The sequence below is a fragment of the Nocardia sp. NPDC050408 genome, from assembly GCF_044458905.1.
GTDB lineage: Bacteria > Actinomycetota > Actinomycetes > Mycobacteriales > Mycobacteriaceae > Nocardia.
In genome coordinates this window covers 42,818-66,250 of the sequence record NZ_JBITIL010000009.1, presented here as the reverse complement: position 1 = coordinate 66,250, position 23,433 = coordinate 42,818, and the positions used below count along the sequence as shown (strand labels likewise).

Genomic DNA, 23,433 nt, shown 5'->3' with positions numbered 1-23,433 from the left:
CGTGTCGGCATTGTCGGCTTCGAGTCTGCCATTATTTGCCCCGCGTGGCCCGCGCGATTTTGCTGGGCGCCGCCGATCAAACCTGGCGAAAGCCCGCGCGCAGCTCGTCGAGCAAGCCCTGCAGGAAGCGCGCGAACCTCGGTGGCGATGCGTCGATGGTGCGCCAAGGATGCAGGGCGATCAACGGTGCCAGCCGGTCGGCGAGAGCGATTTCTGCGTCGGTAACGGCACCGGATCGCCGCCACCGTTCCAGATATTCTGTGCGGTGCGCACCGCGCAGTACCCGCCAGGACAGCAACGGGTGGGTAACCACGGCATCGCCCCAGTCGAACAGCATGTCCGAGTCGGTGAACACATTGCCCGGGTGCAGATCATTGTGTTCGATGCTCAGTCTGCCGAATTCGGCGAGCGCCGCAGCGGCTTCGGTGATCGCCGCGCCGAGGCCGGGGACACGGGGCTCGAAATGCTGATACACCGTGATCAGTTGGGGCGGTGGCAGATACGGTGTGCCGGTGTCGCGCAGTTCAGCGATGTGGTCGCCCATCGCCAACTGGAGGTCGGCGTAGCGGCGGACCAATTCGGTCCACGCCGCCGCGGAATCCCGCGCGGTGGCACCGCCGTCGGGACTGAGTATCCAGCCGCGATCCGGTTGCACCGCAAGCGGTTCGAGCACACTACCGGGCCGCAGCCGGGCCAATGCCTGCAGCAACGGACCCTCGTGCGCACCGGCTCGGGCGTTGGCCTTCAACCACATCGGACCCGCATCGGTCGGGATGCGCACGATCAACGACCACGACCGCCGTCGCGTTTCCTCCGGCGTACCAACGATTTTCACGCAGCGATCGGCGAGAACTCCGGTGGCCCAGTCGAGCATCGGCTGCACGGGTTGGCCGAGCAGCGCCGCTGGTGCATGCACCGCTCGGCCGGTCATCGTGAACTCAGAAGCTGTGCTCGGGGCCGGGGAAGGTCCCGCGCCGCACCTCGTCGGCGTAAGCGGCCGCGGCCGAACGCAACTCATCGCCGATCCGGCCGAACCGCTTGACGAACTTGGCGGTCTTACCGCTGGTGTAGCCCGCCATATCCTGCCAGACCAGCACCTGCGCATCGCATTCCGCGCCGGCGCCGATGCCGACGGTCGGGATGGTCAGCTTGCGGGTCACCTGGCCGGCGAGTTCGGCCGGCACCATCTCCATTACCACGGAGAACGCACCGGCCTCCTGGACCGCGATGGCATCGGCGATGAGCTGCTCGGCGCCGTCGCCACGACCCTGCACCCGGAAACCACCGAGGGTATTGACGCTCTGCGGGGTGAAGCCGATATGCGCCATCACCGGAATACCGGCCGAGGTGATCAGCGCGATCTGCTCGGCGACGCGCTCACCGCCCTCCAGCTTCACCGCGTGCGCACCGCCCTCCTTCATGAACCGGGTCGCGGTGGCCAGCGCCTGCTGCGGCGAGGACTCGTAGGTGCCGAACGGCAGATCGGCCACCACCAGTGCGTGCGGTGCACCACGGACCACACCACGCACCAGCGGGATGAGTTCGTCGACGGTGATCGGCACGGTGGTGTCGTAGCCGTAGACGACGTTGGCGGCGGAATCACCCACCAGTAGGACCGGGATTCCGGCCTCTTCGAAGATGCGAGCGGAGGAATAGTCGTAGGCGGTCAACATCGACCACTTCTCGCCATCGGCCTTCATCTGCTGCAGATGAGGTACCCGCGTCTTGCGCTTTGTCGGCTTGGCAGCCGGGGCAGCGCCGTAGGCAGGGGTTTCCGATTCGGATACGGACATCATCGTCCCTTTCGTGGTTGTCGCCTCGAGGCCCGTTCGGGTCCCCGGGTTTGTATGACGAATCCAGTGTGCACCCCCTGCCTCGCCCGTTTAAGGCCATAGGCGATGCAATTGGTCACATCGCAAGCCCAGCGCAGCGACTGATTTCGCACGAACATGGGTAACTCGTGTACGCCCAGAACCCGTCGCAGTCCCAACGGTCGGTGCGGTGATCGAGGTTCGAGTACTCACGGCCGGCCGGAGTTTCGCCAGAGGTGGGGCAGGCATGCCAGGATCTTTCCCATGTCTGTGGTGCGGAATGGGTCGCGTGGGGTGCTGGTCGCGGTGGCGCTGGCGGTGGTGGCGGCCGGATGCACCGCATCCAAGGACGAGCCGGGCACTGCGTTACCCACATCGCCCGCGGGCCTCGAGAAGTTCTACAGCCAGACCGCGAACTGGGGTTCCTGCGGCGATTTCGGCTCCCCGGACGACCGCCTCGCACCGAATACCGAATGCGCCCGCATCACCGTGCCCGTCGATTACAGCAAGCCCGAGGGCGCCACCGCGCAGATCGCGCTGGCCCGAATTCCGGCCAGCGGCAACCGGATCGGCTCACTGCTGCTCAATCCGGGCGGTCCGGGCGTATCGGGTTTGTCGATGGTGGGCATCGCGGGCAAGACGCCGCTGGCCGAGCGCTTCGACCGAGTAGGTTTCGATCCGCGCGGTGTCGGATCCTCGATCCCGACGGTCGCTTGCCTGACCCCGCAGCAGAACGACGCCGAACGCGCCGAACCGCCGACCGACAACACTCCCGACGGCATTGCCAAGGCCGAGGACGAGAACCATGAGTTCGTCGGCCACTGCGTCGAGCGCACCGGCACCGAATTCCTGGCCCATGTCGGCACCCGCGAGGTGATACAGGACATGGACGTGATCCGCGCCGTACTCGGCGATCCGAAACTCAGCTATCTCGGCTACTCCTACGGCACCAAGCTCGGCTCGGCCTACGCCGAGAAGTTCCCGAACAATGTGCGCGCCCTGGTGCTCGACGGTGCGGTGGACTCATCCCAGGATCCGATCCAGGAATCGCTGCGGCAGGCGGCGGGCTTCCAGCAGGCCTTCGACGCCTACGCCGCGGAATGCGCCAAGCAGGCGGACTGCCCGCTCGGCACCGATCCGTCCCAGGCGGTCGCGAAGTTCCGCGCGCTGGTGAATCCGCTGGAGACCAAACCGGCCGCGACCACCGATCCACGCGGACTCAGCTACGGCGACGCCATCACCGGCGTGCAGCAGGCGCTCTACTCCGATGATTTCTGGAAGGTGCTCACCCTCGGTCTGTCCGAATTGCGCGACGGGCGTGGCGACACGCTGTTGAAGCTCGCCGATCTGTACGACGGTCGCCGCGACGACGGCAGCTACGACAACACGCAGGAGGCCTTCAACGCCATCCGCTGCGTCGATGATCCGCCGATCAACGATCGTGCCGTGGTGGGCCGACAGGACATGGAATACCGCCAGGCGGCACCGTTCCTGGACGACGGTCGCGGCACCGGAACCGCACCGCTGGAACTGTGCGCCGTCTGGCCCGTGCCGAACACGAGCACACCGCACAAGGTTTCGGCGCCGGGTCTGCCGAAGACGGTGGTGGTGTCGACCACCGAGGATCCCGCGACGCCGTATCAGGCCGGTGTCGATCTGGCCAACCAGCTCGGCGCCGCGCTGATCACCTACCGGGGCACCCGGCACACCGCGGCATTGGTCGCCGGTGATCAGTGCCTCGACGACGCGGTGATCTCCTACCTCACCGATCTGAAGGTCCCAGGGTCCGGTCTGACCTGCTGATTCCCCGCTCCCGACCGCGCCTCGCCGGCGCCCGGCCCGGTCGTGTGGGGGGCGTACTGTGCCCGCGGCCCGCTCGCTCACAAGGTGATCTTGCGCCCTGTGAGATTCATTCCGAATGATGGGATTGCAATCCCTAAGCGTGTATGTAACACGGATTTAACGCCGGATGCTTACGCTCGGCGACATGGATCGCCAGAAGGAATTCGTGCTGCGGACGCTCGAAGAACGGGATATCCGCTTCGTGCGTCTCTGGTTCACCGATGTGTTGGGCTATTTGAAGTCCGTAGCCATCGCTCCGGCCGAGCTAGAGGGCGCCTTCGAAGAGGGCATCGGCTTCGACGGTTCGGCCATCGAGGGCTTCGCTCGGGTGTCGGAGGCCGATATGGTCGCGCGGCCGGATCCCTCGACCTTCCAGGTGCTGCCCTGGGCGACAAGCAAGGGCCACCAGCACTCCGCGCGTATGTTCTGCGATATCACCATGCCCGACGGCTCGCCGTCCTGGGCCGACCCGCGCCATGTGCTGCGGCGTCAGCTCAACAAGGCCGGTGATGTCGGGTTCAGCTGCTACGTGCACCCGGAGATCGAGTTCTTCTTGCTGGAGAACGGTCCCCAGGACGGCCGCCAGCCGACCCCGGCAGACAGCGGCGGGTTCTTCGACCAGGCCGTGCACGACTCCGCGCCCAACTTCCGTCGCCACGCCATCGACGCGCTCGAGTCGATGGGCATCTCGGTGGAGTTCAGCCACCACGAGGGCGCTCCGGGGCAGCAGGAGATCGACCTGCGCTACGCCGACGCGCTGTCCATGGCCGATAACGTGATGACCTTCCGCTACCTGATCAAGGAAGTGGCCATCGACGAGGGCGTGCGCGCAACCTTCATGCCGAAGCCGTTCGCCCAGTACCCGGGCTCGGCCATGCACACCCATATGAGCCTGTTCGAGGGCGAGGCCAACGCCTTCCACGATCCCGACGATCCGATCAACCTGTCGGCGACCGCACGCGCCTTCATCGCGGGCATCCTGGAGCACGCCCCGGAGATCAGCGCGATCACCAACCAGTGGGTGAACTCCTACAAGCGACTCATCCACGGCGGCGAGGCGCCGACGGCGGCCTCGTGGGGCCGGTCCAACCGCTCCGCGCTGGTGCGGGTGCCGATGTACACCCCGAACAAGTCCTCCTCGCGCCGCGTCGAGATCCGCAGTCCAGATTCGGCCTGCAACCCCTACCTGACCTTCGCCGTGCTGCTGGCGGCCGGTCTGCGTGGCATCGAGAAGGGCTACACGCTGCCGCCGGAGGCCGAGGACGATGTGTGGTCGCTGACCGTCGCCGAGCGGCGCGCCATGGGCTTCCGCGAGCTGCCCGGCACGCTCGATGAGGCGCTGCAGGCGATGGAACGCTCAGAGTTGGTCGCCGAGACGCTCGGGGAGCACGTTTTCGACTTCTTCCTGCGCAATAAGCGCCGGGAATGGGCGGATTACCGCAGCCAGGTGACCCCGTACGAGCTGAAAGAGTACCTCGGCCTCTAGCCGGTTAAACCAGCGCGGTCGGCTACGTTTACGACTCTTTCCACCCCGGCCGGGTGGAAAGAGATGATCGGCCAACTAAGTTGGACGTATGGTCCGGCCGCCGTCTGCTCGTTCAGCTGTTCCTGGTGTCGGTCGGCTCGGCTTGCTCGAGCCGACCGCCGCCACCTCGTTACGAGAGTTGGCTTGGGACAATATCGACAGCATTCCGGTGCTGTGGGCGCTGTCCCGCGCGCCCGATGCCGATCTCGCACTGCTGACGCTGACGCGGTTGCAGACCGCGCTCGGCGACGACTGGCTCGAACTCGATTCGACGTTGCGTACCGATACTGCCTTGCGCGGCAGGCTTTTCGCGCTCATCGGATCGTCGAGCGCGTTCGCTGATCATCTGGTCGCCGATCCGGCCGCATGGCGAATTCTGCTGCGGGACAAGCTACCCGCGCGCGAGGAGCTGGTCGCGGACCTGTTGGCGGCGGTGCAGGCAGTGCCGGCCGAGTGTGCGCACGCGGATGCGGTGCTGTACCGGGCCGAGCTGTCCGGTCCCGAGGCAATTCCGCTGCTGCGCAAGCGATATCGCGACCAACTCATGCTTTTGGCCGCGCTGGATCTGGCGGCCACGGTCGAGAACGAGCCGGTGCTGCCGTACCAGGTGGTCGGCCGCCATCTCACCGATCTCGCCGATGCCGCATTGACCGCTGCGCTCGCGGTCGCGGTGGCCAGGGTCTGCAAGGATGCGCCGGTGCCGGTGCGGCTGGCCGTGATCGCCATGGGCAAGAGCGGTGCTTGCGAACTCAACTACGTCAGCGATGTGGATGTCGTTTTCGTGGCCGAACCGGCCGATGCCGCCGCCGCCCGATTGGCCGCCGAGATGATGAGCGTGGGCAGCGCGGCCTTCTTCGAGGTCGATGCGGCACTGCGGCCCGAGGGCAAGGCCGGTGCGCTGGTGCGCACCCTGGACTCGCATATCGCCTACTACAAGCGCTGGGCCAAGACCTGGGAGTTCCAGGCACTGCTCAAGGCGCGGCCGATGACCGGCGATCTGGCGCTGGGGGAGCAGTACCGCGACGCGTTGATGCCGATGGTGTGGACCGCCTCCGAGCGCCCCGACTTCGTCGCCGAGGTGCAGGCGATGCGGCGCCGAGTGGAGGATCTGGTGCCCGCCGATCTGCGCGAGCGCGAACTCAAACTCGGCCACGGCAGCCTGCGCGATGTCGAATTCGCCGTGCAGCTACTGCAATTGGTGCACGGCCGGGTGGACGAGACCCTGCATGTGCAGGGCACCGTCGAGGCGCTGACGGCATTGGCCGCAGGCGGGTACGTCGGCCGCGACGATGCCGCGAACCTCACCGCCTCTTACGAATTCCTGCGCCTGCTCGAACACCGGCTGCAGTTGCAGCGGCTCAAGCGCACCCACACCCTGCCCGCCGCCGATGACGAAGAGGGCATGCGCTGGCTGGCGCGCGCGGCTCATATCCGCCCGGACGGACGGCAGGACGCCATCGGCGTGCTGAGCACCGAGATTCGCCGAAATGCGGTGCGGGTGCGGCGATTACACGCCAAACTCTTCTATCGGCCATTGCTCGAATCGGTGGTCAAGATGGATCCCGACGCGCTGCGGCTGAGCCCGGACGCGGCGATCCGCCAGCTGGCCGCGCTCGGTTATGCGGCGCCGGAGAACGCACTGGGGCATCTGAAAGCGCTCACCGGCGGAGTGTCGCGCAAGGGCCGCATTCAGGCGCTGTTGTTGCCGACATTGCTCGAATGGCTCGGGGACACACCGAATCCCGATGCCGGACTGCTCGCCTACCGACGGGTCTCCGAGGGACTGGACGATCAGATCTGGTTCCTGCGCGAACTGCGCGACGAGGGCGCGATCGCACAGCGGTTGATGATCGTGCTCGGTTCCTCGGAATATCTGCCGGATCTGCTCATCAACGCACCGGACACGATCCGGATGTATGCCGACGGTCCGGGCGGGCCGCTATTGCTCAGTCCGCAGCCGGAAGACGTTGCGCGCGGGATCCTTACCGCCGCCGCACGCTACGACGATCCGAAACGTGCTGTGGCCGCTGCCCGTTCACTGCGCCGCCATGAATTGGCTCGGGTGGCCTCCGCTGATCTGCTCGGCATGCTGGACGTGCCGCAGGTGTGCAGGGCATTGTCCTCGGTGTGGGTCGCGGTGCTGGAAGCCGCGCTGCGCGCGGTGATTCGGGCCAGTGAGGTCGAACTCGGGGCGCCGGTACCGGCCGATTTCGCGGTTATCGGCATGGGGCGACTCGGCGGTTTGGAACTCGGCTACGGATCTGATGCCGATGTGCTCTTCGTCTGCGACCCGCGTCCCGGCCAGGACGAGACCAAGGCCGTGAAATGGGCGATCGGCGTCGCGGAGAAGGTGCAGCGGCTGCTCGGCGCGCCGAGTACCGATCCGCCGCTGCAGGTCGACGCCGGACTGCGCCCGGAGGGTCGCAACGGCGCCTTGGTGCGCACGCTGGCCGCCTATGCCGCCTACTACGAGCAGTGGGCGCAGCCGTGGGAGGTGCAGGCCCTGCTGCGCGCGCATCAGGTGGCCGGGGACCAGGACCTCGGTGTCCGGTTCCTGCGCACCATCGATAAGGTGCGCTATCCCGAGGGCGGGGTCTCGGCGGAGTCGGTGCGCGAGATCCGCCGGATCAAGGCCAGGATCGACGCCGAACGCCTGCCGCGCGGAGCGAATCCGGCGACTCACACCAAACTCGGGCGCGGTGGCCTCGCCGATATCGAATGGACCGTACAGCTGATGCAGCTGCGCTACGCCGACGATGTGCGCGCACTGCACAACACCTCGACGCTGGAATCCCTCGATGTCATCGAGCAGACCAAATTGCTTGCTGTCGAAGATGTTTCGCTGCTGCGCGAAGCCTGGATCACGGCGACCAGGGCGCGTAACGCACTGGTGCTCGTACGGGGCAAGCCGGCCGATCAACTACCCGGCCCGGGCCCTCTACTATCGGCCGTCGCGCGGGTGGCGGGCTGGCCGAACGATGATGGCAGCGAGTTCCTGGACAATTACATGCGCATAACTCGGCGGGCGAAAGCGGTGGTGGAGCGCGTCTTCGGTGGCTGAGGCCGCTCAAGGCAGGGGAATAGCGGCGCGGTCGGCGCGTTTGCGCCCCCATTCGTAGAGGGCGGTGAGGACCGGGACCAGGCTCCAGCCTTCCTCGGTCAGGTCGTATTCGACCTGGGGTGGCACGGTGTCGAAGGTGGTGCGGCGGATGAGGCCGTCGGACTCCAGGTCGCGCAGTTGCTGGACGAGCATTTTTTCGCTGGTGCTCGGCATCAGGCGCCGCAATTCGCCGTAGCGGCGCACGCCCTCCTTGAGGTGGGCCAGGATGACCGGCTTCCATTTGCCGTCGATGAGATCGACGGTCACCTCCACCGCGCAGTAATAGCGCTTCTCCGGCATCGCTCGCCTCCGGTACTCACCAAAAAGTGCGTTCTTGTAACACTGTAATCATCGGACTTACATGGAACTCGCACGCGGCGCGGCCGCACCACATTCTGCAGACATGGAGTTCGATTTCCCATGAAAGTCATCGTTTTCGACAGCTTCAAGCCCGGCGTGACGATGGAGACCATCACCCCCTACCTTCCCGAAGAGGTCGCCAACGTGTGGCGGTTGTGGAAGGCGGGCATCGTGCGCGAGAACTACGCGCGCGCCGATGAGCCGGGCGTGGTGATCGTATTCGAGGTCGACAGCGTCGAAGAGGCCAAGCGTTATGTCGACGATTTCCCGCTGACCAAGGCCGGTCACCTCGAGTGGACCTACGTTCCGGTGCAGGCGCCGTTGCCGCTGGAGGCGCTGATGGATCCGTCCGTCGATGTCACCGAGCCCTACGACCGGACGAAGGTGGGGTCGGCCTGATGCAATACGCCTACGGTCTCAGCATTCCGCTGACCCTCGCGGATGCCTGCGATCCAACCAGGATGGCGCTGATCATCTACGACATGCAGGTCGGCATCGTGCGGCAGCTGCCAGACGGCGACAAGATCGTCCAGACCTGTGTGCAGCTGCGGGATGCGGCGCGGGAGAACGGTTTTCGCGTCTTCTACACCAGGCACATGTCATTGCCGCCCGCGTCGGCCGGTGTCTCGCAACTGCGTATGGCCATGGAGTGGCAGCGGGTCGACAATCCGAACGAGGTGAATTCCAGCTTCCCGCAGGGTTCGCCGCAGTATCAGCTCGTCCCCGAGCTGACGCCCGGTCCGAACGAGGTGGTCATCGATAAGATCACCATGTCCGCCTTCGCGGCGACCCCGCTCGATTTCGCCCTGCGCGACTTGGGCATCGACACGTACGCCATCGCGGGCATCGCTCTGGAGGTCGGCATCGAACCCACCGTCCGGCACAGCTTGGACCTGGGCTACTTCCCGATTCTGGTGACCGATGCCTGCGGTGCGGGCCATCCGGCCGCAGCCGAACGTTCCTTGGCCACACTGGCTTTCGCCGGTGGCTCGCTCACCACGGACGCCGCCGTGCTCGTCGAGCGGATGCACCGCCACTGAGCGGAAGCCGCGCCGGACCGACCGCGGTCAGCACCTGGAAGCGGCGCACGAATTCCCGCAGCGCGATGCGGTCCTCATCGTCGGGTGGGCGGTACCCCTGCTCGACGATGACCGATACCGTGCTTCCCGCGCACACCCGCAACTCGTTCCAACACCACGGCAGCACCGGTGTCAGCACCGTGTGGCCATTGCAGGTCACGGTGATCCGAGAGGTGAACCGGCCTGCGGTGTCGGCAAGATCTGTGGCCGCGTCCGCAGTGAGCACACCCGTCGCCGTGAACTCCTCGACATACATCGCGACCACCTCGACTCCCCGCGCCGATGCACTTCCCGACAGTGTACGGGGCGCGTCGGACGATTCCGTGGGTCGCGCCTACACGGAATCCACACAATCGCGGCACAAGTCCTGCGTTGTCGCCCATTAGGGTCGGGGAATGCGGAAATGGGTGGACCGGGTGGTGCTGGGGATCGGATGGTGTGCGCTGGTCGCGGGAGTACTCGGGATTGTGCTGCATTTCGGGGCTTGGCGGTGGCAGGTGCTGGTACTGGTGGCATCGGGGGCGTCGTATCTGATGCTGGGGGCGGTGGCGGGGTTGGTGCTTTTCCTGATCGCGCGGGGGTGGCGGAGTGCGGCGGCCGCCGGAGTGATCGTCGCGGCGGTGTTGTGGATGCAGGTGCCGATGTTCGTGCCGGAGGGGCGGGCGGCGAGTGGGCGGGAGATTTCGGTCATGCAGTCGAATCTGTTGCTCGGGGAGGCGGATGCGGCGGCGGTGGTTCGAGCGGTTCGGGAAAACCAGGTCGAGGTGCTCACCGTCGATGAGCTGACACCGGAGGTGGCGCAGCGGCTCGCGGCGGCCGGAATCGAGGAGTCGCTGCCGTATCAGTTCCTACAGGCCGGTCGACTTGCCGGCGGTACCGGCATCTACAGTCGATACCCGTTGCGGGACACCAAGAAATACGACGGCTTCTGGATGAACAATTTGTCCGCCACCATGGAGCATCCACAGCGGGGACCGGTCGCGGTGTTCGCATTTCATCCGGTGCCGCCCTCGGTCGACTTCCCGGTGTGGAGTTCGGAGCTGCGCACGATTCGCGAAATTCTCGACGCGCAACAGGGTCCCGCGATCGTCGGCGCGGATTTCAATGCCACCCGCGATCACTCGGCATTCCGTGATCTGCTGCGCGGACGGTTCGTCGCGGCGGCGGACCAGGCGGGCGCCGGGCCGCTGCTCACCTATCCCGCGGATCGCCGTTGGGGCCCGGTGATCGGCATCGACCACATCCTGGTGGCCGACGGAACGTCCGCCGATGTGCGATCGCTGACCATCCCCGGCTCGGATCACCGCGCGGTGCTGGCTCGGGTGCGGTTGAACGCCTGACGTATTGGCCTCAACGCCCATTCCGTGGCTGTGCGCGATCCCGCAGATTTCGGTCATGAATGGGCGCTGAGGCCATGGGCCGCCGAGACGTATACACGCGCCGAGCTTCCGGCGATTACCATGTGATCGCTCGACGTGTGTGCGCAAAGCACCCATCGGGTCGGGTTCGCCGAGGACGGGCCCACAGTGAGTTCGGGGAGGAAAGACCTGATGAGGACTAGAGGGCTGCGGTTCGGGGTGGTCGCGGTATTGCTGTTGGTCGGTGCGGCGCTGGTCGGCTGTGATAGCAAGGCGGGACAGCAGCGAGCGAGCGCGGTGACCGCGGACAATCCGTGGGAGCTGACCGGCGCGGTCTCCAATAATGGACCGAGCGGCCCGCGCAAGGGGGTCCCGGACGCACCGCTCACCGCGGAGAACGGCGACGGCGGCGCGGTCGACAAACTCGCCCTCAATACCATCGCCGATCTGGAAGATTTCTGGAAGACCGAGTACGGCAAGAACTTTCCCGGCACCTTCAAGCCGGTGAGCCGTTACATCTCCTGGGATGCCAAGGCGTCCAAGGAGCAGGCGATCAAATTCTGCAAGTCCAGCACCTATCACCTCGTCAACGCCGCCTATTGCAGCGTGGACCACACCATCGGCTGGGACCGCGGTGTGCTGCTGCCACTGCTGCAGGAGAAGTACAGCGATATGGCGATCGTGATGGTGCTCGCGCACGAATACGGTCACTCCATCCAGGGCCAGGCCAAGATCGCCGGATTCTTCACCGGCACGCTGGTGAAGGAGCAGCAGGCCGACTGCCTGGCCGGTGTCTTCCTGCGTCATGTGGCCGAAGGGAATTCCGCGCATTTCACGCTGAATATGACCGACGGGCTCAACGCGGTCCTCGGTGCCACCATCGCCGTGCGCGATTCCGATCCGGATAACCCGAAAAATGTGCACGGCTCCGCCTTCGAGCGGGTGACCGCGGTGCAGATCGGCTACACCGACGGCGCCCAAGGCTGCAAGAAGATCAATAAGAAAGAGATCGAACAGCGTCGGGGGACCCTGCCGACGACATACGAGGACGGCGAGCAGGACGCTCAGCTTGCTGTCGATGTGCCGTCGCTGACCAGCCTGAGCCAGGCGCTGGCGAAGATCTTCCCGCTGCAGCAGGCGCCGCAGTACGACTACAACGGGATCATCGAGAACTGCTCGAAAGTGACCGCCACCGAGCCGGTCTCGTACTGCCCGAGTTCGAACAAGATCGGCACCGATGTCCCCGAACTCGCCGAACGCGGCGGGGCGATGAAGGGCGATGACGAACCGCTCTCGGCGGTGGTGGACGGTGATTACAACGCCTTCGCCGTGTTCATCTCCCGCTATGTCCTTGCGTTGCAACAGGAGCGCAAGCTGACGATCACCGGAGCGCAGACCTCCGGACTGCGCACCGCATGCCTCACCGGCGTCGTCACGACCAAGCTGAGCGAGCCGGGCAGCGATCCACGGCTATCGGCGAACGACCTCGACGAGGCCGTCTCCGGACTGCTCGCCGACGGTCTGGTCGCCAGCGATGTGGACGGCAAGGTGGTGCCGAGCGGCTTCCAACGGTTGGAGGCGTTCCGCACCGGCGTCCTCGACGGCGAGCAGGCCTGCCTGACGAACTACCGCTAGGTCCTCACTCGTCCGCTACGTGGGCCTCGAGCCATTCCAGGACATCGGAGAGCACCTTGTCCTGTTCGGGTTCATTGAAGACCTCGTGGTAGAGGCCCTCGTAGCGGATCACCGTGAGGTCCTTCGAGCCCGCGCCCCGCTCGATCAGATCGGTGCTCGACGGTGCGGCGATGGTGTCGGCGGTGCCATGCAACACCAGCAGCGGCACGGTGAGCTTGTCCAGACGGCTCTTGACGAATTCGGTGGCATTCAGCATCTCCATACCGGTGCGGGCCGGGAGCTTGCCGCGGAATACCAGCGGATCGTTGTCGTAGGCGCGGATCACCTCGGGATCGCGGCTGATCATCGACGAATCCAGTTTCAGCACACCGACATTCGGCGCGAACCGGGACAGTAGCGGGCCGAGCAGGCGATGCAGCGGATTGCCGACGGCGATATCGAGCGGCGGTGCCGACAAGACGATCCCTTCGACGTCGATCGGCGCCCGGACCGCCAGATACAAGGTGATCAGGCTGCCCATCGAATGCGCGAGCAGAAACCGCGGCACACCCGGATATTCGCGGCGGGCGATCTTCAGCATCTCCTCGACATTGTCTGCGGAGCCCGCCATCGAACCGATATTCGCGTTATTGCCCGCCGACTTGCCGTGGCCGAGGTGGTCGAGCGCGTAGACCGCGAAACCGTTGTCCGCCAGGCGCTTTCCGACATGGGCGTAACGGCCGGAATGTTCGGCGACGCCGTGCACGAGCACGATCGCCGCACGCGCCTTGGTGTCGGGAAGCCATGCGCGCCAAGCGATTCGGCTGCCGATGCCGTCGAATTCGCCCTCGGTGCCCGGTGTCGGGTCGGGGGATTCGCCGGCCTTCGGGTCGGTTGTCATGCATCGGCTCCTTGGGTACGTGGCGGCGCCGCGAGCTGATCGATCAGCCGCCGATTGAACTCGATGAGCCGAGCGTAGTTCACCAGCGAGATGCGCTCGTCGGTTCCATGGATCGTTTCCACGTCGGCCTTGGTCAGCAGGATGGGGGCGAAGTTGCAGCGGGTGGCGGCGAGGTCGTCGTAGTGCCGGGAATCGGTCGCGCCCGGGACGATGCCGGTGGTCACCGCGATGCCCGGGACGACGGACTCGGCCAGGCGCGCAATCATGTCGAATGCCGGGCCGGGTGATTTGCCGAGTGAGGGCTCCGAGGTCATGCCGACGAGTTCGATCCGCACGTCCGCGTCGCGCACCACCTTTCGGCAGTGTTCGAGCACCGATGCGACCGAATCGCCGGGCAGAATGCGGAAATTCACCAGGGCCTCGGCCTGCTGTGGCAGCACATTGGGTTTGACGCCGCCGCGGATGACCGTCGGCGCGGTCGTGGTGCGCACCAGCGACTCGGTTTGCGGACGCGCCGCGAGTATCCGGGTGATCACCGGCGTGGCCAGTCCGGCGAATCGGAGCAGGCGGCGGCGATATGCGGGCATGACGTGGCGCAGCCTGGTGACCATGTCCGATACCACCGGTGTCAGGCGCAACGGCATCGGATGGTCCTGGAGGCGGCCGACCGCGCGGGCGATCCGTCCCACCGCGGTCTGTTTGCCGGGCATGGACGAATGTCCGCCCACCGCCGATACCGAAAGACGAACGGTCGCATAGCCTTTCTCGCCCACCATGATCGAGGCCACCGGCCGGTCTATGCCGTCGGCGAGACCGTTGAGAATGACACCGCCCTCGTCGAGCAGCAGATCGGCGTGCACCCCGGATTCGCGCAGCCGCTGCGCCATTCGCACCGCACCGTCATCCCCGAACACCTCCTCGTCGTGCCCGAAGGCCAGATAGATGGTGTGTCGCGGGCGAATTCCCGCGGCGAGTGCGGATTCGACCGCCTCCAGAATCGCGATCAATCGACTCTTGTCATCGATTGCCCCACGGCCCCAGATGAATTCGTCATCCACCACGCCCGCGAACGGCGGATGCGTCCACCGCCGCAGATCATCGACCGGCACCACATCCTGGTGGGCGAGCAGAATCGCCGATACCCGATCCGGTTCGACACCCGGCCAGCGATACAGCCTGCTGTGTCCGAATCGCTCCAATTCCAGTTCGGTGTGGACCAGGGGGAACGACTGTTCCAGGTGTGCGCCCAGCCGGAGGAATTCGGCGTCGCTGGGTTCTGCGGGCTCCGCGGTATCCGATGGCTCGTAGGAAACCGTCGCGCAGCGCAAGGCCAGCGCGAGGCGTTCGGCTACGTGCGTATCGACGACAATCGGCGTGGTGTGGGTCCGGGCGGCGTTACCTGTCATCGAGGACCGGTCTCATTCGGCAAATTCATGGGCATCACTGCATTGTTCAACACCTCGGGCCCGAGTGTGCGGACCTTTTGGTCGCGCCACTTCGCCCAGGCCTCGCTGGTGCCGCCGGCGCGGTCGGGGGTGCGCGGGGTGCTGAGCAGGGGCAGGTCCAGGCGGGCCGCGAGGACGGTGACCTCGGCATTGGCGGCGGCATGGGACCAGACGTCGTCGACGACATCGGTGATCCGGATGCCGAGACGGTGCCCGGCAATGATCGGCCAGTCCTGCGCCAACAGTCTGATATCGGCGGTGTCGGCGACCGGCGCGATGCCGCGGGTGATGATGGTGCCGCGGCCGTCGGGGGCGATATCGAACAGTTCGACCGCGACCGTCGCGGTCGCTGGACCGGACAGACGCAGCGTTGCCGTCGGAATTCCGGAGATGTGCTGCGCGGTATTCAGCGGTTCGGAAATGGACCAGATCTCGCGGTCGGGTCCGGGCAGCAGACCGCGATCGGTATAGGTGCCGGTGCGCAGATCGATCTGAACGCGGTGCGCGTCAGCCGGCGGCCATGCGGTTTCGGAGCGCCAGCCGCCATCGAATTGGCCGACCGTGATGCGCGGGCCGGGCACCTCGATATCGCGACCGGCGACATGCTTATCGAAGAAGGCGAGCAGTTGGGTATCGAAATCCGGTGCACCGCATTTGCTATCGCAATCGCTGTGGCCCCATTGGCCGAACCAGGCTCGATGATCGCCGGGTCCGAGCGCATTCCAGACGTCGAAGATGCGATACGCCCGGGTGTTGTAATCCAGAAAACCCTGGCCGACGAATAGCGGAATGGTATTGCCGCGCAACCGTTCCACGAGATCGCGCTCGCGCCAGAAAGGGGTGGTGGCGTCATGGTTGGTGGTGTTCGCGGCGAATTGCTCATAGCACCCGGCCGGTATCTGGACGGCATTGGACTGGTACTCGGGGGAGTCGTCGGGGCGGCCCGGTGTGGAGGCAATGAGCAGATGCTCGAAACCCGTCATTTCGGCCGGGCGAATGCCGCTCTCGGTGACCGGCTTACCGGAGAACTTCCACGCGACACCCTGCATGTACATATAGGCGTAGGGGTCGACATCCGGTCCGAACGCCGCGACGGCGGCCAGGCCCGCGGGTTTGGCGGCCAGCCCCATCATCCCGGTCCAGGCCTCATATGAGGTGCCGATCATTCCGACCCGACCGGTCGACCACGGCTGCCCCGCAGCCCATTCCACGGCGGTGGTCACATCCGAACGTTCGCCTGGCCCACCGAAATCCGGACATCCTGACGAGCCGCCGTAGCCGCGTAGATCCACGATGACGTAGGTATAGCCCGCGTTCAGGAACATCGCGACGTGCAGGTCGTCGGTGGATGGCCCACCCTCGAGCCGCGGCACGCTCAGATAAGCGGTATGCGAGCGATACGGACTGACGGTCATTACCACCGGCGTGCGCGTATCCGCGGAAACGCCGTGCGGGCGCAGAATATCGGCGTGCAGCCGGGTGCCGTCGGGCGCGGTGATGAAGCTCTGCGACCACTGGAAAGGCACACCGATCGGGTCCGCTGCCGTTACCGGCGCCAACCCCGCGAGCATCAACAAAACCCCGGCCATCCCACGCAACAGCACAGTCACCCGAGAACTATCGACTGCTGCTGGTCAATAGTCCAGCCCCCGGAACGGGGGTGTCACTCAGCGCTGCGCGGTCGGTCCGAGGACCGGCTTCAGATCCAGCACCGGTGTGCCGTCGATCGCTTCCAAACCGTGCACGGTGAGCACGGTCCCATCGATCTCGGCGATCGTGACCCGATGCAGCCCGATCGGATTCGGTCGATGCGGTGCCCGCGTCGCGAACACCCCCGTGACCGGGCGGCTGCGATCGCCGCGCGGATGCACCGAGAGCACCTCCCGATCCGCCCGATGCAACCAGGTGAATACCAACACCGCATCGCCGGGGCGCAAGCCCACCGTGCCCGCCGAGACCTCGGGATCGAGCACGATCTCGGCGGGCGGTGCGCCTTCGTCGCCTTGTTTCGGCGCATCCGCCGGATCGGTCAGTGGCGAGCGCACCCGGCCGATCGGGCGCACGTCATAGGTCTCGGAGGGCATGGAGCCATCCTCGCTTAGGGCTGCATGAGCCCGAAGACATTCCCGTCGGTGTCCTTGACCGTCGCGATCAGCTTCCCGCCGCCGACATTCGTCGGCTGCTGGGTCACCTCGGCACCGGCCTCGACCAGGGTGGCCAGCTGCTTCTCGATGTCCTCGACGGTCCAGTAGCCGATCGGGCCGGTCATTGCCTTCTTATGGCCATTCGGGTCCAGGCCGATGTCCTGGCCCGCCACCCGGTAGCCGACGTAGTACGGCGTGTCGGCGGTGGGGTCCCCGAACAGCGCGCCGTACACGCTCTTCGCCTTGACCAGGTCGGTGACGGGGTAGACGATGGTCTGCAGTCCAGCGGTCATCATTGGCTCCTTGTTCGCGGTCGCGGTTTCCAGTTCACGTACATGACCAGCCCGAACGGGAGAATGTGACAAGTGGACGAGAAATTTCTCGCCGAGCGCTTCGAGGAGCACCGCACGCATCTGCTCGCGGTGGCATATCGCATGCTCGGCTCCGGTAGCGAGGCCGATGACGCTGTCCAGGAGGCGTGGCTGCGACTCAGCCGTTCCGATAGCGATGAGATCGAGAATCTGGGCGGCTGGCTCACCACCGTTGTCGGCCGGGTCTGTCTGAATATGCTGCAGTCGCGCAAGACGCGGCGCGAGGAACCGCTCGACGAATTCGAACCGGTACCGGATGTCGAGGGCCCGGAACAGGAAGCGATGCTCGGCGATTCGATCGGCCTCGCCCTACTTGTCGTACTCGACACCCTCGCCCCGCCGGAGCGGCTGTCGTTCGTACTGCACGACATGTTCGCCGTGCCCTTCGACGAGATCGCGCCGATCGTCGGCAAAACCCCCACCGCCGCCCGGCAATTGGCCAGTCGGGCGCGGCGGCGGGTGCAGGGCGCAAGAGCCACCGCCGACCGTGATCGTCAGCGTGAGGTCGTCGACGCATTCCTCGCCGCCTCACGCGGGGGTGAATTCGAGGCGCTGCTGACGCTGCTCGATCCGGATGTGGTGCTGCGCGTCGATGCCGCCGCCCTCGCCACCGGTGCCGCGGGCGCGTCCGGTGCGAATGCGGTCGCGCAGACCTTCTCCGGCCGGGCCAGGGCAGCCCAGCTCGCGCTCATCGACGGCCGGGCGGGACTTGTGTGGTCCGTCGGCGGCATACCGCGCGTGGTCTTCGATTTCACCGTGTCCCAAGGTCGGATCGTGGCCATCGATCTGCTCGCCGACCCGGAGACCTTGGAACTCATGGAACTGCAGGCGGGATGACCCGTGGCTGTCACATCTCGGCCGCCGCGCTGGTCAGGGGTGTGACGGCGGGAAAGGCACGACGCAGGAGGACACCATGAGCAACGCACGATCGATCGGCTACTGGACCACTACCGGACTGACGGTTTTCGTCCTGGCATCGGGCGGTATCGCCGATCTGCTGCACCGCGGCGGGACCGCGGCCGGCATGACGGAATTGGGTTATCCGACCTATGTCATGACCATCCTCGGATTCTGGAAAGTGCTCGGCGCCATCGCACTCGCCGTCCCGCGCTTTCCGCTGGTGAAGGAATGGGCCTATGCTGGTGCGTTTTTCGATCTGACCGGCGGATTCGTCTCGCACATCGCACATCGTTCCGCCGCGAATCATCTGATCTACACCGGCTTTTTCGCGCTGTGCGTGGTGGCGTCGTGGGCATTGCGGCCCGCGAGCCGCAAGCTGGACGTGCCCGTATTCCGCGGGCTCGGCCGGGTTCCGGAATCGGAAGATGTGACGCCCGGACCGATTGCCGTGACCGCGTGAAGCGGGTGCCCGCTGTTCGCGAGAACGGCGGGCTATTTGCTTTCGCTATCGCTGGGTGAAGGTCATACTCGGCCAACACGATTCGGCTGGTGTCCCAGGCAGCGCGGCGTATGATCGGGCCAGTGCGGGTCCCCCGGGGGAATTATGAGCGAGCGCAGCGAGTGAACAGTAAATACAGCCGAGTTGCGCGGTCATGCCGGAGCTGAGTGTTAGCGAGGCGAGGGCATGACCGAGTCGGTGACCACGGATTGGGACCTATTCGGGCGGGCGCTGGCGCAGTGCCTTTTCGAACTACCTTCCCGCGCAACGTTGATAATCGCCGCCCCCGGCAATCGATATGTCCAATTCGTGCAATACGACATCAAGCTGACCGTCGAACTGGCGGGCAATTCCTATCTCGCGCAGCCCATCTCGGCGACCGGTGAACGCATGCTGCGCGATCTCGGCTGGCGCGAACCCGTCGCGCGTCGCGAAATCGACAACTGGACCCGCACGCTGCTCTGGCCACTGTCTCTGGACACTCTGCGCGGACTCGCGCGCTCGGTCGCCGTCGGGCTGCACGACGCTCTCGGCGTCGGCGCGCCCGCGGAGCTGCGCGCCATGGGTTGGACCGAGACCTCGGGTGATCTGGATCTCACCGCATTGGGTGAGATCGCGCGTCGCGGCGTGAACTGACGCGGTGCGGAGACCCGCCCGACGTGCCACTATTCTGTGAATATGGCAGTAGGCAAGGGCGGCACGCCGTCCAAGGAAGCGAAGGCCGCGGCGAAGGCGGCCCGCAAGCAGCAGTCGAAAGAACGCCGCCAGCAGCTCTGGCAGGCGTTCCAGATGCAGCGCAAGGAAGACAAGCTGCTGCTGCCTTTGATGGTCGGCGCCGTCGTCGGGATCACGGTCGTATTCCTGGTGGTCGGCCTGATCTTCGGGCTGCAGTGGTTCCTGCTGCCGCTCGGACTGCTGCTCGGCGTGCTCGTCGCGTTCATCATCTTCGGTCGCCGGGTGCAGCGCAATGTATACGCCAAGGCCGAGGGGCAGGCGGGCGCGGCGGCCTGGGTACTGGACAACATGCAGGGCAAATGGCGGGTCAGCAATGGCGTCGCTGCGACGACTCAGCTTGATGCCGTGCACCGCGTGATCGGCCTGCCCGGCGTCATCCTGATCGGTGAGGGTTCCCCGCAGCGGCTGAAATCGTTACTGGCACAGGAGAAGAAGCGCACCGCGCGGCTCATCGGCGACACCCCGATCTACGACATCGTCATCGGTAACGACGAGGGCCAGATCCCGCTGAAGGAACTGCAGAAGCACCTCACCAAGCTGCCTCGCAATATCGATACCAAGCGCATAGACCTCATCGAGGGCCGGCTGGCCGCGCTGAGTTCGCGCAGCGGTCCCGCACTGCCCAAGGGCCCGATGCCCGCGGGCGCCAAGATGCGCGGGGTGCAGCGCACCATCCGTCGGCGCTGATGCTGCTTCGAGGCCCGCATCCCGTGGGAGGCGGGCCTTCGCATTCCTAAGGGGTCGTTCCGGTTCGCCCAGTGTTGAGCAACCAGGTGATCCGGTCGTAGCCGATGGCGTGGTAGACGACGAGCACCGTGGTGAAGACCAGCGCCCAGCGAGGCAGTCCCGCGATCCAGAATGCCGCCGCGCCACCGAACAGCACCACGATCTCGACCAGCAGACGAACCCAGCCGTCCACCGCGACCGGGGCCTTTCCGCTGCGGCTCGGATCGCCCGGCACCGCGAACGTTCCCCAAGCCGCGGCGGCGGCGAGCGGCAGCAGGACGACCAGCACATAGCGCCAGGGCGAATCGAACGCGCGCCAACCGCAGACCGCGAATGAGGAAATGGCGGCGAGTTCGAGGAACAGGCGGACCGCCAGCATGACGGGATTCAGAGACACCGCCGGAGCGTACTGTTCCGACACCCGCCTGGAGGCACTAGCGTGAGCGGACGACCGCGGTGCCGGTGGCTCGGTCGTGCATGCCGCGACCGTCGGCGTCGGTGAACAGCGCCGGAACCACGAAGACCAGCAGCACCTGGCGGGCCAACGCACGCACGAAACCGACGGCCACCGGTGCATCGACGCGGATGACGCGCAGGCGCAGGAAGTACTGCCCCGGCGTGTACCCGAACAGCGACACCGCGACGACACCGATCACGAACCACACGATCAGGTTGGGCGTCGTGAGCGCACTCACAATCGCCTCGAAATTCGACGGACGCGGCTGCCCGGCCGGAATATCCATCCCGGCGATGATCTTGTCGGGATTCGGCCGCACGATGATTGCGGTCACACCGAGGGAGATGAACCAGTCCACCACCAGTGCGACGATGCGCCGCAACATACCCACCAGCGCCCCGGCGCCGGAGCGGGGCAGACCAAGGGACTGACCGGGGAACTCGGGGGTTGCCGGATCGCCCGGGTCCGCCGAAGGTCCGGAGAGCCAGGATCCGCTGATGCGTGCCATAACCCCCAGAATAGGCCTCTACGACCGGTCGTAGGACACCGCATTAACCCAAGTTGACCTCGGCAGGCGTCGGTAATGTCGGCAGGATTACCATGCTGTTCGAGCCCGGGTGGCCTTGAACACCCGGCCAGCCGCACGTGTAACACTGGCGAAACACAGCCTTGATTGCTGGGAAACACCGCGTCCATACCGTCTGGACGCGACGAACCCATGCAATCGACACTGGCTGGGAACCGATCCGTAAGGAGAACAAGTGACGTTCAGCACGGCCGACGAGGTCATCAAGCACATCAAGGAAGAGGAGGTCGAATACGTCGACATCCGCTTCAGCGATCTTCCGGGTGTGCAGCAGCACTTCTCGATTCCCGCGAAGGCTTTCACCGCTGACCTCGCTGAGGAAGGGCTAGCGTTCGACGGCTCCTCCGTCCGTGGCTTCCAGTCCATCGACGAGTCGGACATGCTGCTGCTCCCCGACTTCAGCACCGCTCGGCTGGACCCGTTCCGCGCGGCCAAGACGCTGAACCTCAACTTCTTCGTGCACGACCCGTTCACTCGCGAGGCCTACAGCCGCGACCCGCGTAACGTCGCGCGCAAGGCGGAGGAGTACCTGAAGAGCACCGGCATCGCCGACACCGCCTACTTCGGTGCCGAGGCCGAGTTCTACATCTTCGACTCCATCCGCTACGACTCGGGCATGAACGGCGCCTTCTACGAGATCGAGTCGATCTCCGGCTCCTGGAACACCGGCGCGGAGTTCAACCCGGACGGCACCCCCAACCGCGGCTACAAGGTCCGCAACAAGGGCGGTTACTTCCCGGTCGCGCCGTACGATCACTACGTCGACCTGCGCGACAAGATCTCGACCAACCTGCAGAACGCGGGCTTCGAACTCGAGCGCGGCCACCACGAGGTCGGCACCGCCGGTCAGGCCGAGATCAACTACAAGTTCGGCACCCTGCTCGGCGCGGCCGACGACCTGCAGCTGTTCAAGTACATCGTGAAGAACACCGCGTGGGCCGAGGGCAAGACCGTCACGTTCATGCCGAAGCCGCTCTTCGGTGACAACGGCTCGGGCATGCACGTGCACCAGTCGCTGTGGAAGGACGGCAAGCCGCTGTTCCATGACGAGGCCGGCTACGCGGGCCTGTCGGACCTGGCGCGTCACTACATCGGCGGCATCCTGCACCACGCCCCGTCGCTGCTGGCGTTCACCAACCCGACCGTGAACTCCTACCACCGCCTGGTTCCGGGCTACGAGGCCCCGATCAACCTGGTGTACTCGCAGCGCAACCGCTCCGCCGCGGTCCGCATCCCGGTCACCGGCAACAACCCGAAGGCCAAGCGCATCGAGTTCCGCGCGCCCGACTCCTCGGGTAACCCGTACCTGGCCTTCGCCGCCATGATGATGGCCGGCCTGGACGGCATCAAGAAGAAGATCGAGCCGAAGGCTCCGGTCGACAAGGACCTCTACGAGCTCCCGCCGGAGGAGGCCAAGGGCATCCCGCAGGCCCCCACCAGCCTGGCCTCGGTCATCGACCGCCTCGAACAGGACCACGACTACCTGACCGAAGGCAACGTCTTCACCCCCGACCTCATCGAGACCTGGATCAGCCTCAAGCGCGAAAACGAAATCGCGCCGGTGAACCTGCGCCCGCACCCGTACGAGTTCGAGCTGTACTTCGACGTGTAGGCCCTTCGGTCGCTCCGCAGGCTTCACTCCTGCGCTGTAAGGCATGGAGCCCCATCCGTTTCGACGGGTGGGGCTCCGTCGTTTCCGGACTACTCGCGGACAGAAAACCTGGCCCCGACGACATGCGGGTGCTCTGCGTTGCGGCGTTGCGTTTGATCGCGATCTGATGGGGCGGTTCGGCACGATATCGCTGGATCAGTATCTGGCCGATTACGAGCTGCGTAACGGATTCCCGCAGGGGAGCGACGGACGGCTCGCGAGTAGTTCGATCGAGCGCTGGAGGAGGCGGCGTCGGGTCACCTCTTGCCGTAGCCGGTGGTCGAAGCTGTATACCGCGCGCGCACTTTCGAGTAGGCATATACTGCTTC

At 65.7% G+C, this 23,433-nt stretch carries 23 protein-coding genes; 12 read left to right on the top strand and 11 right to left on the bottom strand.

Features of this window, described 5'->3' with window-relative positions; genetic code table 11:
- Positions 1 to 76: 76 nt before the first annotated feature.
- Positions 77 to 931: a phosphotransferase gene (locus ACIBJI_RS25155; protein ID WP_397086192.1), complete on the bottom strand. Its 855-nt coding sequence runs from the start codon at positions 929 to 931 to the stop codon at positions 77 to 79.
- Between the two features lie 7 nt (positions 932 to 938).
- Complete coding sequence (panB, locus tag ACIBJI_RS25150) at positions 939 to 1,793, bottom strand: 3-methyl-2-oxobutanoate hydroxymethyltransferase (protein ID WP_364345346.1); 855 nt, start codon at positions 1,791 to 1,793, stop codon at positions 939 to 941.
- Positions 1,794 to 2,075: 282 nt separating this feature from the next.
- Here panB and ACIBJI_RS25145 point away from each other — a divergent pair, with 282 nt between their 5' ends.
- From ACIBJI_RS25145 to ACIBJI_RS25135, 3 genes are all read left to right on the top strand, one after another.
- Entirely contained in the window at positions 2,076 to 3,614 is a 1,539-nt protein-coding gene (locus ACIBJI_RS25145) for an alpha/beta hydrolase (RefSeq protein ID WP_397086190.1), read from the top strand.
- A 184-nt stretch (positions 3,615 to 3,798) separates the two neighbouring features.
- A complete protein-coding gene (locus tag ACIBJI_RS25140; protein WP_364345342.1) occupies positions 3,799 to 5,139 on the top strand; it encodes a glutamine synthetase family protein in 1,341 nt (446 codons plus the stop codon).
- Between the two features lie 88 nt (positions 5,140 to 5,227).
- The gene (locus ACIBJI_RS25135; RefSeq protein ID WP_397086188.1) at positions 5,228 to 8,239 is read left to right on the top strand and encodes a bifunctional [glutamine synthetase] adenylyltransferase/[glutamine synthetase]-adenylyl-L-tyrosine phosphorylase; all 3,012 of its coding nucleotides are present in this window, start codon (positions 5,228 to 5,230) and stop codon (positions 8,237 to 8,239) included.
- Positions 8,240 to 8,245: 6 nt separating this feature from the next.
- On the opposite strand, the gene ACIBJI_RS25130 is transcribed toward ACIBJI_RS25135, so the two are convergent.
- Complete coding sequence (locus ACIBJI_RS25130; protein WP_397086186.1) at positions 8,246 to 8,578, bottom strand: winged helix-turn-helix transcriptional regulator; 333 nt, start codon at positions 8,576 to 8,578, stop codon at positions 8,246 to 8,248.
- A 120-nt stretch (positions 8,579 to 8,698) separates the two neighbouring features.
- Here ACIBJI_RS25130 and ACIBJI_RS25125 point away from each other — a divergent pair, with 120 nt between their 5' ends.
- Together ACIBJI_RS25125 and ACIBJI_RS25120 are read left to right on the top strand one after the other, a co-directional pair.
- Positions 8,699 to 9,037, top strand: a complete 339-nt coding sequence (locus ACIBJI_RS25125) for a hypothetical protein (RefSeq protein ID WP_364345336.1) — start codon at positions 8,699 to 8,701, stop codon at positions 9,035 to 9,037.
- Complete coding sequence (locus ACIBJI_RS25120; RefSeq protein ID WP_397086184.1) at positions 9,037 to 9,678, top strand: cysteine hydrolase; 642 nt, start codon at positions 9,037 to 9,039, stop codon at positions 9,676 to 9,678. Before ACIBJI_RS25125 ends, ACIBJI_RS25120 begins: the two co-directional genes overlap by 1 nt.
- Here ACIBJI_RS25120 and ACIBJI_RS25115 read toward each other — a convergent pair.
- The gene (locus ACIBJI_RS25115; RefSeq protein ID WP_364345332.1) at positions 9,632 to 9,973 is read right to left on the bottom strand and encodes a hypothetical protein; all 342 of its coding nucleotides are present in this window, start codon (positions 9,971 to 9,973) and stop codon (positions 9,632 to 9,634) included. The genes ACIBJI_RS25120 and ACIBJI_RS25115 overlap by 47 nt on opposite strands.
- 139 nt (positions 9,974 to 10,112) lie before the next feature.
- Here ACIBJI_RS25115 and ACIBJI_RS25110 point away from each other — a divergent pair, with 139 nt between their 5' ends.
- Both ACIBJI_RS25110 and ACIBJI_RS25105 read left to right on the top strand, forming a co-directional pair.
- A complete protein-coding gene (locus tag ACIBJI_RS25110; RefSeq protein ID WP_364345330.1) occupies positions 10,113 to 11,057 on the top strand; it encodes an endonuclease/exonuclease/phosphatase family protein in 945 nt (314 codons plus the stop codon).
- 210 nt (positions 11,058 to 11,267) lie between these two features.
- Positions 11,268 to 12,710 carry a metallopeptidase gene (locus tag ACIBJI_RS25105; protein ID WP_364345328.1) on the top strand — a complete coding sequence of 481 codons (1,443 nt, stop codon included), beginning with the start codon at positions 11,268 to 11,270 and terminating at the stop codon, positions 12,708 to 12,710.
- Between the two features lie 4 nt (positions 12,711 to 12,714).
- On the opposite strand, the gene ACIBJI_RS25100 is transcribed toward ACIBJI_RS25105, so the two are convergent.
- Genes ACIBJI_RS25100 through ACIBJI_RS25080 form a run of 5 tightly spaced genes read right to left on the bottom strand, consistent with a single transcriptional unit; the run spans position 12,715 to position 17,472 of the window.
- On the bottom strand, positions 12,715 to 13,590 hold the full coding sequence (locus tag ACIBJI_RS25100) for a lysophospholipase (RefSeq protein WP_397086181.1): 876 nt from the start codon (positions 13,588 to 13,590) through the stop codon (positions 12,715 to 12,717).
- The gene (locus ACIBJI_RS25095; RefSeq protein WP_397086179.1) at positions 13,587 to 14,996 is read right to left on the bottom strand and encodes a M20/M25/M40 family metallo-hydrolase; all 1,410 of its coding nucleotides are present in this window, start codon (positions 14,994 to 14,996) and stop codon (positions 13,587 to 13,589) included. Before ACIBJI_RS25095 ends, ACIBJI_RS25100 begins: the two co-directional genes overlap by 4 nt.
- A complete protein-coding gene (locus ACIBJI_RS25090; RefSeq protein ID WP_396958618.1) occupies positions 14,993 to 16,645 on the bottom strand; it encodes a CocE/NonD family hydrolase in 1,653 nt (550 codons plus the stop codon). The genes ACIBJI_RS25095 and ACIBJI_RS25090 overlap by 4 nt, the downstream gene beginning before the upstream one ends.
- Positions 16,646 to 16,702: 57 nt before the next feature.
- Positions 16,703 to 17,119: a tRNA (N6-threonylcarbamoyladenosine(37)-N6)-methyltransferase TrmO gene (gene tsaA, locus ACIBJI_RS25085; protein WP_396958619.1), complete on the bottom strand. Its 417-nt coding sequence runs from the start codon at positions 17,117 to 17,119 to the stop codon at positions 16,703 to 16,705.
- A gap of 14 nt (positions 17,120 to 17,133) precedes the next feature.
- A complete protein-coding gene (locus ACIBJI_RS25080; RefSeq protein ID WP_364345318.1) occupies positions 17,134 to 17,472 on the bottom strand; it encodes a VOC family protein in 339 nt (112 codons plus the stop codon).
- A gap of 72 nt (positions 17,473 to 17,544) precedes the next feature.
- Between ACIBJI_RS25080 and ACIBJI_RS25075 the strand changes: the two genes are divergently transcribed.
- The 4 genes from ACIBJI_RS25075 (at position 17,545) to ACIBJI_RS25060 (ending at position 20,371) form a co-directional block, all read left to right on the top strand.
- Positions 17,545 to 18,387: a sigma-70 family RNA polymerase sigma factor gene (locus tag ACIBJI_RS25075; protein WP_364345316.1), complete on the top strand. Its 843-nt coding sequence runs from the start codon at positions 17,545 to 17,547 to the stop codon at positions 18,385 to 18,387.
- Between the two features lie 76 nt (positions 18,388 to 18,463).
- Positions 18,464 to 18,910, top strand: coding sequence for a DoxX family protein (locus tag ACIBJI_RS25070; protein ID WP_364345314.1), 447 nt, complete (start codon positions 18,464 to 18,466; stop codon positions 18,908 to 18,910).
- A gap of 225 nt (positions 18,911 to 19,135) precedes the next feature.
- Complete coding sequence (locus ACIBJI_RS25065) at positions 19,136 to 19,585, top strand: TY-Chap domain-containing protein (protein WP_364345312.1); 450 nt, start codon at positions 19,136 to 19,138, stop codon at positions 19,583 to 19,585.
- Between the two features lie 42 nt (positions 19,586 to 19,627).
- Entirely contained in the window at positions 19,628 to 20,371 is a 744-nt protein-coding gene (locus ACIBJI_RS25060; RefSeq protein WP_364345310.1) for a DUF4191 domain-containing protein, read from the top strand.
- Between the two features lie 46 nt (positions 20,372 to 20,417).
- Here ACIBJI_RS25060 and ACIBJI_RS25055 read toward each other — a convergent pair whose 3' ends face one another.
- Positions 20,418 to 20,807 carry a YrdB family protein gene (locus ACIBJI_RS25055; RefSeq protein ID WP_397086175.1) on the bottom strand — a complete coding sequence of 130 codons (390 nt, stop codon included), beginning with the start codon at positions 20,805 to 20,807 and terminating at the stop codon, positions 20,418 to 20,420.
- A gap of 37 nt (positions 20,808 to 20,844) precedes the next feature.
- Complete coding sequence (locus ACIBJI_RS25050; protein ID WP_397086173.1) at positions 20,845 to 21,375, bottom strand: RDD family protein; 531 nt, start codon at positions 21,373 to 21,375, stop codon at positions 20,845 to 20,847.
- A 253-nt stretch (positions 21,376 to 21,628) separates the two neighbouring features.
- Here ACIBJI_RS25050 and glnA point away from each other — a divergent pair, with 253 nt between their 5' ends.
- Positions 21,629 to 23,065, top strand: a complete 1,437-nt coding sequence (gene glnA, locus ACIBJI_RS25045; RefSeq protein WP_364345304.1) for a type I glutamate--ammonia ligase — start codon at positions 21,629 to 21,631, stop codon at positions 23,063 to 23,065.
- Positions 23,066 to 23,433 lie beyond the last annotated feature (368 nt).

What these genes read in the sequence shown, in the direction of transcription:
- ACIBJI_RS25155 (WP_397086192.1), bottom strand. Translation starts at nt 931, where the DNA reads ATGACCGGCCGAGCGGTGCATGCACCAGCGGCGCTGCTCGGCCAACCC.
- panB (WP_364345346.1), bottom strand. Translation starts at nt 1,793, where the DNA reads ATGTCCGTATCCGAATCGGAAACCCCTGCCTACGGCGCTGCCCCGGCT.
- ACIBJI_RS25145 (WP_397086190.1), top strand. Translation starts at nt 2,076, where the DNA reads ATGTCTGTGGTGCGGAATGGGTCGCGTGGGGTGCTGGTCGCGGTGGCG.
- ACIBJI_RS25140 (WP_364345342.1), top strand. Translation starts at nt 3,799, where the DNA reads ATGGATCGCCAGAAGGAATTCGTGCTGCGGACGCTCGAAGAACGGGAT.
- ACIBJI_RS25135 (WP_397086188.1), top strand. Translation starts at nt 5,228, where the DNA reads ATGGTCCGGCCGCCGTCTGCTCGTTCAGCTGTTCCTGGTGTCGGTCGG.
- ACIBJI_RS25130 (WP_397086186.1), bottom strand. Translation starts at nt 8,578, where the DNA reads ATGCCGGAGAAGCGCTATTACTGCGCGGTGGAGGTGACCGTCGATCTC.
- ACIBJI_RS25125 (WP_364345336.1), top strand. Translation starts at nt 8,699, where the DNA reads ATGAAAGTCATCGTTTTCGACAGCTTCAAGCCCGGCGTGACGATGGAG.
- ACIBJI_RS25120 (WP_397086184.1), top strand. Translation starts at nt 9,037, where the DNA reads ATGCAATACGCCTACGGTCTCAGCATTCCGCTGACCCTCGCGGATGCC.
- ACIBJI_RS25115 (WP_364345332.1), bottom strand. Translation starts at nt 9,973, where the DNA reads ATGTATGTCGAGGAGTTCACGGCGACGGGTGTGCTCACTGCGGACGCG.
- ACIBJI_RS25110 (WP_364345330.1), top strand. Translation starts at nt 10,113, where the DNA reads ATGCGGAAATGGGTGGACCGGGTGGTGCTGGGGATCGGATGGTGTGCG.
- ACIBJI_RS25105 (WP_364345328.1), top strand. Translation starts at nt 11,268, where the DNA reads ATGAGGACTAGAGGGCTGCGGTTCGGGGTGGTCGCGGTATTGCTGTTG.
- ACIBJI_RS25100 (WP_397086181.1), bottom strand. Translation starts at nt 13,590, where the DNA reads ATGACAACCGACCCGAAGGCCGGCGAATCCCCCGACCCGACACCGGGC.
- ACIBJI_RS25095 (WP_397086179.1), bottom strand. Translation starts at nt 14,996, where the DNA reads ATGACAGGTAACGCCGCCCGGACCCACACCACGCCGATTGTCGTCGAT.
- tsaA (WP_396958619.1), bottom strand. Translation starts at nt 17,119, where the DNA reads ATGCCCTCCGAGACCTATGACGTGCGCCCGATCGGCCGGGTGCGCTCG.
- ACIBJI_RS25080 (WP_364345318.1), bottom strand. Translation starts at nt 17,472, where the DNA reads ATGACCGCTGGACTGCAGACCATCGTCTACCCCGTCACCGACCTGGTC.
- ACIBJI_RS25070 (WP_364345314.1), top strand. Translation starts at nt 18,464, where the DNA reads ATGAGCAACGCACGATCGATCGGCTACTGGACCACTACCGGACTGACG.
- ACIBJI_RS25065 (WP_364345312.1), top strand. Translation starts at nt 19,136, where the DNA reads ATGACCGAGTCGGTGACCACGGATTGGGACCTATTCGGGCGGGCGCTG.
- ACIBJI_RS25060 (WP_364345310.1), top strand. Translation starts at nt 19,628, where the DNA reads ATGGCAGTAGGCAAGGGCGGCACGCCGTCCAAGGAAGCGAAGGCCGCG.
- ACIBJI_RS25050 (WP_397086173.1), bottom strand. Translation starts at nt 21,375, where the DNA reads ATGGCACGCATCAGCGGATCCTGGCTCTCCGGACCTTCGGCGGACCCG.